Source organism: Pseudomonas sp. B37(2017) (genome assembly GCF_002112885.1).
In the GTDB taxonomy this organism is placed as follows: domain Bacteria; phylum Pseudomonadota; class Gammaproteobacteria; order Pseudomonadales; family Pseudomonadaceae; genus Aquipseudomonas; species Aquipseudomonas paraglycinae.
In genome coordinates, this window is record NZ_NEIX01000024.1 from 1 (window position 1) to 8,475 (window position 8,475).

Here is an 8,475-nt window from a genome sequence, read left to right on the forward strand (position 1 = left end):
GGCAAGAGGTCTAGCCAGAACCCAGGCTTTGGTCATCCTCGCCCGTAAGCTTTGCCGGGTGGCATTCGCCCTTATGAAAAATCAGAGCGAATACCAACCGAATCTAAGATTGCAGGGTTCCCCTGCAACATAGAATCTCCCACAGGTTCGGCGGTGTTCACAAATTATGTGTGTGGCCACGGACACTGTGGGAGCGAGCTTGCTCGCGAAGCTTTTGATCTAAGATCAGGCAACCTGATTCAAATCGTTATTACGCGTTTCCTTCAGGCACAGCACAGCGATCAAGCTGAGCACCGCGGCCGCCGACACATACCCGCCGACGTAACTCAAACCACCCATCGCCACCAGTTTCTGCGCAAAGAACGGCGCCGCCGAGGCTCCGACAATGCCGCCGAGGTTGTAGGCCGCCGATGCACCGGTATATCGCACATGTGTCGGAAACAGCTCCGGTAGCAATGCACCCATCGGGGCGAATGTCACCCCCATCAGAAACAGCTCGATGCACAGAAACAGCGCCACGCCCCAAGTCGAACCCTGAGTCAGCAGCGGCTCCATCAGAAACCCGGAAAGAATCGCCAGCACACCGCCGACGATCAGCACCGGCTTACGCCCGTAACGATCGCTGGCCCAGGCCGACAGCGGTGTCGCGGCTGCCATGAACAGTACTGCGAAGCACAGCAGTCCGAGGAATGTCTCGCGGCTATACCCCAATGTGGATACGCCGTAGCTCAGGGAGAACACGGTCGAGATGTAAAACAGCGCATAGCACACCACCATGGCGGCGGCGCCCAGCAACGTCGGTGCCCAGTACTGACTGAACAGCTCGACCAGCGGCACTTTCACTCGCTCCTGACGGGCGATGGCATTGGCGAACACCGGGGTTTCGTGGAGCTTGAGGCGCACGTACAAGCCGACCATTACCAGCGCCGCACTGAGCAGAAACGGAATCCGCCAGCCCCAGCTGCGGAATTGTTCATCATTGAGCGTCATTGCCAGCGTCAGGAACAAGCCGTTGGCAGCCAGAAAGCCAATCGAAGGGCCGAGCTGCGGGAACATGCCGAACCACGCCCGTTTGCCTTTCGGGGCATTTTCGGTCGCCAGCAGCGCTGCGCCGCCCCATTCGCCACCCAATCCCAGGCCCTGGCCGAAGCGCAGCACGCACAGCAGGATCGGCGCCCAGGCCCCGATGCTGTCGTAACCCGGCAGCACACCGATCAGCGTGGTGCAGACACCCATCAGCAGCAGCGAAGCGACCAAAGTCGATTTGCGTCCGATCCGGTCACCGAAGTGGCCGAACAGCGCCGAACCCAAAGGTCGGGCGAGGAAGGCGATGCCGAAGGTCAGGAATGCCGAGAGCATCTGCGCCGTGCCGGAGGTCTGCGGGAAGAACACCGGCCCGATCACCAGCGCGGCAGCAGTGGCGTAGACGTAGAAATCGTAGAACTCGATGGCCGTGCCGATGAAGCTCGCCGTGGCCACGCGGGTGGCGGAGTTGGTCGGTTGGGCAGGCGTGGTGTCGCTGTAAGCGGTACTGGTCGTCATGCGGTGATCCCTGACAGTCATGAGCTCCGTTGGAGCGAATTATTATGGTCGAACACCCAGGGATGTGGGATGAGGCGCGATCGCTGCTTCAGGTAGGAACAGTCGTCGGTGTGATGCGGATATTGCCGATGAACCGGCCGGATTGTGTCGGGTGCGGGGTAAGCACGCGGTTCGGCGGGGCTTGGGTAAGCACCGCGATTATAGGAAGGTGGCTAACGATTGAACAAGGGGCTGTCTAGCGGGCCGTGGCCAGCGCCGGAGCCGAAGTGGTGTGCCAGATCAGGACTTTGCTCACCCGGTTTTCCTCGGTTTCGAGAATCTCCAGGCGATAGCGGCCGATCTTCAGGCAGACCGCGCTTTCCGGGATGGTTTCCAGCGCCTCGGTCACCAGGCCATTGAGGGTCCGGGGGCCGTCGCTGGGCAGGTGCCAGCCCAGGCATTTGTTCAGCTCGCGGATCGACGCCGCGCCATCGATCACCATGCGGCCATCGGCTTGCGGGTGGATGTGCGGGTTGTCGAGGCTGTGCTCGCTTTCGAATTCGCCGACGATTTCTTCGAGAATATCTTCCAGGGTGACGATGCCGAGGACTTCGCCGTACTCGTCCACCACCATACCCAGACGCCGCTGCTGCTTGTGGAAGTTCAGCAGTTGAAGTTGCAGCGGGGTGCTTTCAGGGACGAAATACGGCTCGTAACTGGCCGCCAGCAAGGCTTCGCGGGTCAAGCTGCCATTGTCCAGCAAGTGGCGGATCTGGCGGGTGTTGAGCACCGCTTCGACCTGATTGATATCGCTGTGGAAGACCGGCAGGCGAGTACGCCGGTTCTTGCGCAATTGCTCGATGATCTCTTCGATCGGGTCGTCGAGGTTGATGCCGTCGACATCGCTGCGCGGCACCAGAATGTCATTGACCGTGATGTTGTCCAGCGCATGGATGCCTGAAACCGGGTGCGGGCGCACCGGATGATCCGGGTCGTCATGACGCTCCGTTGGCACATCATCTTCGCTCTGTTGCACCACCTGGGCCTTGCGGATGAACGGGCGCATCAGCAAACCACTGATGCGGCTGAGGAGCCAGGCAAGCGGGTAAACGACTTTCAGCGGTACTGCCAGCAGCGTATTGCCGAACGACAACACCGCATCCGGATAACGCTGGGCGAGGGCGCGAGGGAAATAGTCGGCAAAAACCAGCAGCAGGGCGCCGGCGCCGAGACAAGCCGCCCAGGGGCCGTTTTCTTCACAGAGAAAGATTGCCAGCAGGGTGGCCAGGATGACGGCCAGGGCGCGGCACAGGGTATTGCAGAGGATCAGGCTGTCGAGCGGGAAGCTGAGCTTCGCCAGCGGCTTGTCGCTGGCGCGGGAGGCGGTGCGTTGCGCGAGCAGGTGCTGTTGCGCCGCTTCGACGGCGGTAAACAGCCCCGACCAGAGAATCAGCAGGACAAATACCGCGAGCATCGGCCCTATGGGCAAACCGTCCATTTATGCCGCCCGTCAGATGTGCAGGATGTATTCACGAACCAGTTTGCTGCCGAAATACGCGAGCATCAGCAGGCAGAAACCGGCGAGGGTCCAGCGGATTGCCTTGTGCCCGCGCCAGCCGAGGCGGTTACGGCCCCACAGCAGGACGCTGAACACGATCCAGGCCAGGCAGGCCAGCAGGGTTTTATGCACCAGGTGCTGGGCAAACAGGTTCTCGACGAACAGCCAGCCGGAAATCAGCGACAGCGACAGCAAAGTCCAGCCGGCCCAGAGGAAACCGAACAACAGGCTTTCCATGGTTTGCAGGGGCGGGAAGTTCTTGATCAGCCCGGACGGGTGCTTGTGCTTGAGCTGATGATCCTGCACCAACAGCAACAAGGCCTGGAACACCGCGATGGTGAACATGCCGTAGGCGAGGATCGACAGCAGGATGTGCGCGAGGATGCCCGGTTCTTCATCGATGACCTGCACCGTGCCGGTCGGCGCAAATTGCGCCAGCAGCACCGTGATCGCACCCAGCGGGAACAGCAGCACCAGCAGGTTTTCCACCGGGATCCGCGAGCAGGCCAGCAGGGTCAGGGCGATGACAGCCGCAGCAATCAGGCTCGAGGCGCTGAAGAAGTCCAGGCCCAGGCCGATCGGCGTCAATAAATGGGTGAGCAGGCTGGCGCTGTGGGCCAGCACGGCGAGGACGCCGAGCGAGACCAGCAGGCGCTTGTTGGCCTTGGCGCCAGTGGCCAGGCGGGTGCCCTGATAGAGAGTCGCAGCGGCATAAAGAAGGGCGGCGGCGAGGGTGGTCAGCAAACTCGGTGACAAGGGGAGCATAAATCCTGTTAGGAAGCCCGAAAGGGGCTGAGTTTGGCATAGAACCGCCATTGCACGAAAGACCGACAAGCTGACAGCAAGGTGTCCGCCAGACGCAGTCTTCGCTATAATCCGCGACCTGCCCACGCCGCAGGCTCGCCGAGCACATGTTGATTCCGGTCTGGGCCGCCATTATCCCGGTCTACACAGGGCCTGAAAGGATCGCGCAATGTTTGAAAACTTAACCGACCGTCTCTCGCAGACGCTGCGCCATGTCACCGGCAAGGCGAAGCTGACCGAGGACAATATCAAAGACACCCTGCGCGAAGTGCGCATGGCGTTGCTCGAAGCCGACGTCGCCCTGCCGGTGGTCAAGGACTTCGTCAATTCGGTCAAGGAACGCGCTGTCGGCACCGAGGTGTCGCGCAGCCTGACGCCGGGCCAGGCGTTCGTGAAGATCGTCCAGGCCGAACTCGAAAGCCTGATGGGCGCGGCCAACGAAGACTTGAACCTGAGCGCCGTGCCGCCTGCCGTCATTCTGATGGCCGGTCTGCAGGGCGCGGGTAAAACCACCACCGCCGGCAAGCTGGCGCGCTTCCTTAAAGAGCGCAAGAAGAAGTCGGTCATGGTCGTGTCGGCGGACATCTACCGTCCTGCTGCTATTAAACAGCTGGAAACCCTGGCCAACGACATCGGCGTGACGTTCTTCCCGTCCGACCTGAGCCAGAAGCCGGTCGACATCGCCAACGCGGCTATTAAAGAAGCAAAACTGAAATTCATCGACGTGGTCATCGTCGATACCGCCGGTCGTCTGCACATCGACGAAGAGATGATGGGCGAGATCAAGGCGCTGCACGCCGCGATCAATCCGGTTGAAACCCTGTTCGTGGTCGACGCCATGACCGGTCAGGACGCGGCCAACACGGCCAAGGCCTTCGGTGATGCGCTGCCGCTGACCGGTGTGATCCTGACCAAGGTCGACGGTGATGCCCGTGGCGGTGCCGCGCTGTCCGTTCGCGCAATCACCGGCAAGCCGATCAAGTTCATCGGTATGGGCGAGAAGAGCGAAGCGCTCGATCCGTTCCACCCTGAGCGTATTGCTTCGCGGATCCTCGGCATGGGCGACGTGCTCAGCCTGATCGAACAGGCTGAAGCGACCCTCGACAAGGACAAGGCCGACAAACTTGCTAAAAAGCTGAAGAAGGGCAAGGGCTTCGACCTCGAAGACTTCCGCGATCAGCTGCAACAGATGAAGAACATGGGCGGCCTCGGCGGGCTCATGGACAAACTGCCGAACATCGGTGGCGTCAATCTCTCGCAAATGGGCAATGCCCAGAACGCTGCAGAGAAGCAGTTCAAGCAGATGGAAGCCATCATCAACTCCATGACCCCGGCCGAGCGCCGCGACCCCGAGCTGATCAGCGGTTCGCGCAAGCGCCGGATCGCCATGGGTTCCGGCACCCAGGTGCAGGACATCGGTCGCTTGATCAAGCAGCACAAGCAGATGCAGAAGATGATGAAGAAGTTCTCCGCCAAGGGCGGAATGGCGAAAATGATGCGCGGCATGGGCGGTATGTTGCCCGGCGGCGGCATGCCGAAAATGTAAGGTGTCCCGTCTCACCCATTCTGCTCACTTATGGCGGCGTCTGATGCCCTCATGCTGCGTTGCCGCTCCTCGCCATAGCGGGCTATGACTCGTCGCGGCGCCTTGCTTGAGGGCATCAGCCACTCGCCAAAAGTGAGCGAAATGGATGAGGCGGGACACTAGAATCCGCGCCGGTCGTCGTACTGGCGCAGACCCTGCAAGGACGCAGGATCAACAGCAAACCCGCACTCGGCGGGAGCTGACCGGCCGTTTTGAACGACGGCCCCATATGCAAATCTGCACGGCATGCCATAGGCGCCGGAAAAAGTCATTTGCAAAAGTCCGGATATTCCTTAGAATATGCGGCCTTTCGGGCACCCATGCCCGCTGTGCATTTAGATTTGCAGCACCGACTACAGGAACGATGTTCACATGCTAACAATCCGTCTTGCCCTTGGCGGCTCCAAAAAGCGCCCGTTTTACCACCTGACCGTAACCGACTCCCGCAACCCGCGTGACGGTTCCCACAAAGAACAGGTTGGTTTCTTCAACCCTGTTGCCCGTGGTCAGGAAGTTCGTCTGTCCGTGAACCAAGAGCGCGTTGCCTACTGGCTGAGCGTTGGTGCACAGCCTTCTGAGCGTGTTGCTCAGTTGCTGAAGGAATCTGCCAAGGCTGCAGCCTGAGCAGTATGAGCGCGACGCCAGAAAAAGCTGATGACCTGATCGTTGTCGGCAAGATTTTTTCGGTTCACGGCGTTCGCGGCGAGGTGAAGGTCTTTTCCTTTACCGATCCGATTGAAAACCTGTTGAACTACCGCAACTGGACGCTTCGGCGCGAAGGCGTGGTAAAGCAGGTCGAGCTGGTCAGCGGCCGATCCACTCAAAAGGATCTGGTTGCCAAGCTCAAAGGCCTCGACGATCGCGATGAAGCACGTCTTCTGAGCGGTTACGAGATTTGCATCTCGCGAAGCCTTTTGCCCAACCTGACTGGCGACGAGTACTACTGGTACCAGTTGCAGGGTCTGAGTGTCATCAACCAGAACGAAGAATTCTTCGGCAAGGTTGATCACCTGTTGGAGACCGGCGCGAACGATGTATTGGTGGTCAAGCCCTGCGTCGGCAGCCTGGATGATCGCGAGCGGTTGTTGCCCTATACGGAGCAATGCGTGCTGGCAATCGACCTGGAAGCAGGCGTGATGAGGGTGGAATGGGACGCGGACTTCTAAGCAATGGCCAGCCTGCGCGTAGACGTCATTACGCTGTTCCCCGAGATGTTCTCGGCCATCAGTGAGTACGGCATTACCAGTCGTGCGGTCAAACAGGGGCTCTTGCAGCTGACCTGTTGGAACCCGCGGGATTACACGACGGATCGGCATCACACTGTGGACGATCGCCCGTTTGGCGGTGGTCCGGGCATGGTGATGAAGATCAAGCCCCTGGAAGATGCTCTGGTTCAGGCCAAGGCAGCAGCCGGGGTGGCGGCGAAGGTGATTTACCTGTCCCCCCAAGGCCGTCAACTGACTCAGTCGGCGGTACGCGAACTGGCGAAATCGGATGCATTGATCCTGATTGCCGGTCGCTATGAAGGCATTGACGAGCGTTTTATTGATGCTCATGTCGATGAAGAGTGGTCGATTGGTGACTATGTGTTGTCTGGCGGCGAGCTGCCGGCCATGGTCATGATCGATGCGGTTACACGACTGCTGCCCGGAGCTTTAGGGCATGCGGATTCCGCTGAGGAAGATTCCTTTACGGATGGTCTGCTGGATTGCCCGCACTACACCCGACCTGAGGTGTATGCGGATCAGCGTGTTCCCGACGTGTTGCTGAGTGGCAATCACGCGCATATCCGGCGTTGGCGTTTACAGCAGTCCCTTGGTAGGACCTATGAACGACGCGCCGATCTTCTGGAAAGCCGCTCGCTTTCTGGAGAAGAGAAGAAGCTGCTCGAGGAATACATCCGCGAGCGGGACGATAGTTAACAACGTATCGATGGTAGATCAGACGATTTACCTTAGGAGCACAGCATGACCAACAAAATCATCCTTGCACTCGAAGCAGAGCAGATGACCAAAGAAATCCCTACCTTTGCCCCGGGCGACACCATCGTCGTTCAGGTGAAAGTGAAGGAAGGCGATCGTTCCCGTCTGCAAGCGTTCGAAGGCGTTGTAATCGCCAAGCGTAACCGCGGCGTGAACAGTGCGTTCACCGTTCGTAAAATCTCCAACGGTGTTGGCGTAGAACGTACTTTCCAGACCTACTCCCCGCAGATCGACAGCATGGCTGTCAAACGTCGCGGTGACGTACGTAAAGCCAAGCTGTACTACCTGCGCGACCTGTCGGGTAAAGCAGCTCGCATCAAGGAAAAACTGGCTTAAGTCCAGCTTCCGATGCAGAAAAAAGCAGCCTACGGGCTGCTTTTTTGTTGCTCGCAATTTATCCACAGCATTCCGTTTCAGGCCTGACCCATGACCCCTCGCGAGCAAGAAATCGAACGCCGCACCGAGCTCTCGGTGACCCGCGTGACCAAGGCGGTTTTTCCGCCGACCACCAATCATCACAACACCCTGTTCGGCGGCACGGCGCTGGCCTGGATGGACGAAGTGTCGTTCATCACCGCCACGCGCTTCTGCCGTTTGCCGCTGGTGACCGTGTCGACCGATCGCATCGACTTCAATCACGCGATCCCGGCAGGTTCCATCGTCGAGCTGGTCGGGCGGGTGATCAAGGTTGGCAACACCAGTCTCAAGGTCGAGGTGGAAGTGTTCGTCGAAAGCATGAGCTGCGACGGTCGTGAGAAAGCCATTCATGGGCAGTTCAGCTTTGTTGCCATCGATGAGGACAAGCGTCCGGTGCCAGTGCTGCCGGGTTTCGCGACCTGATTTAGCACCGAGCCGCGGCATTCGCGGGCAAGCCCGCTCCCACAGATTTTGTGTTGTCCGCTGATGTTGTGTTCGGCACGGACACTGTGGGAGCAACTGTCTTAACCCTGCCATTCGTCACCGCCATTCGGTGCCGTCACGCAGCATGGCATTTAGTCTGATCAGTAGTATCCGCATGCAGGCGA

9 protein-coding genes and 1 pseudogene are annotated in these 8,475 nt (G+C 59.5%); 7 read left to right on the top strand and 3 right to left on the bottom strand.

Annotated features, from left to right (window positions below):
* Positions 1–133, top strand: a pseudogene (locus CAF90_RS29795) (IS110 family transposase); the annotation flags it as partial.
* 92 nt (positions 134–225) lie between these two features.
* Here CAF90_RS29795 and CAF90_RS28980 read toward each other — a convergent pair.
* From CAF90_RS28980 to CAF90_RS28995, 3 genes are all read right to left on the bottom strand, one after another.
* Complete coding sequence (locus CAF90_RS28980; RefSeq protein WP_085609287.1) at positions 226–1,542, bottom strand: MFS transporter; 1,317 nt, start codon at positions 1,540–1,542, stop codon at positions 226–228.
* Between the two features lie 235 nt (positions 1,543–1,777).
* Positions 1,778–3,019, bottom strand: a complete 1,242-nt coding sequence (locus CAF90_RS28990) for a transporter associated domain-containing protein (protein ID WP_085609289.1) — start codon at positions 3,017–3,019, stop codon at positions 1,778–1,780.
* 12 nt (positions 3,020–3,031) lie between these two features.
* A complete protein-coding gene (locus tag CAF90_RS28995) occupies positions 3,032–3,844 on the bottom strand; it encodes an inner membrane protein YpjD (protein ID WP_007954625.1) in 813 nt (270 codons plus the stop codon).
* A gap of 208 nt (positions 3,845–4,052) precedes the next feature.
* Here CAF90_RS28995 and ffh point away from each other — a divergent pair, with 208 nt between their 5' ends.
* From ffh to CAF90_RS29025, 6 genes are all read left to right on the top strand, one after another.
* Positions 4,053–5,429 carry a signal recognition particle protein gene (gene ffh, locus CAF90_RS29000; protein ID WP_007954627.1) on the top strand — a complete coding sequence of 459 codons (1,377 nt, stop codon included), beginning with the start codon at positions 4,053–4,055 and terminating at the stop codon, positions 5,427–5,429.
* A 411-nt stretch (positions 5,430–5,840) separates the two neighbouring features.
* On the top strand, positions 5,841–6,092 hold the full coding sequence (rpsP, locus tag CAF90_RS29005) for a 30S ribosomal protein S16 (protein ID WP_003198088.1): 252 nt from the start codon (positions 5,841–5,843) through the stop codon (positions 6,090–6,092).
* A 5-nt stretch (positions 6,093–6,097) separates the two neighbouring features.
* Entirely contained in the window at positions 6,098–6,634 is a 537-nt protein-coding gene (gene rimM, locus CAF90_RS29010) for a ribosome maturation factor RimM (protein ID WP_007954628.1), read from the top strand.
* A 3-nt stretch (positions 6,635–6,637) separates the two neighbouring features.
* Positions 6,638–7,390, top strand: coding sequence for a tRNA (guanosine(37)-N1)-methyltransferase TrmD (trmD, locus tag CAF90_RS29015; protein ID WP_085609290.1), 753 nt, complete (start codon positions 6,638–6,640; stop codon positions 7,388–7,390).
* A 45-nt stretch (positions 7,391–7,435) separates the two neighbouring features.
* Entirely contained in the window at positions 7,436–7,786 is a 351-nt protein-coding gene (gene rplS, locus CAF90_RS29020; RefSeq protein WP_003175895.1) for a 50S ribosomal protein L19, read from the top strand.
* A gap of 90 nt (positions 7,787–7,876) precedes the next feature.
* Complete coding sequence (locus CAF90_RS29025; RefSeq protein ID WP_085609291.1) at positions 7,877–8,290, top strand: acyl-CoA thioesterase; 414 nt, start codon at positions 7,877–7,879, stop codon at positions 8,288–8,290.
* Positions 8,291–8,475: the final 185 nt, after the last annotated feature.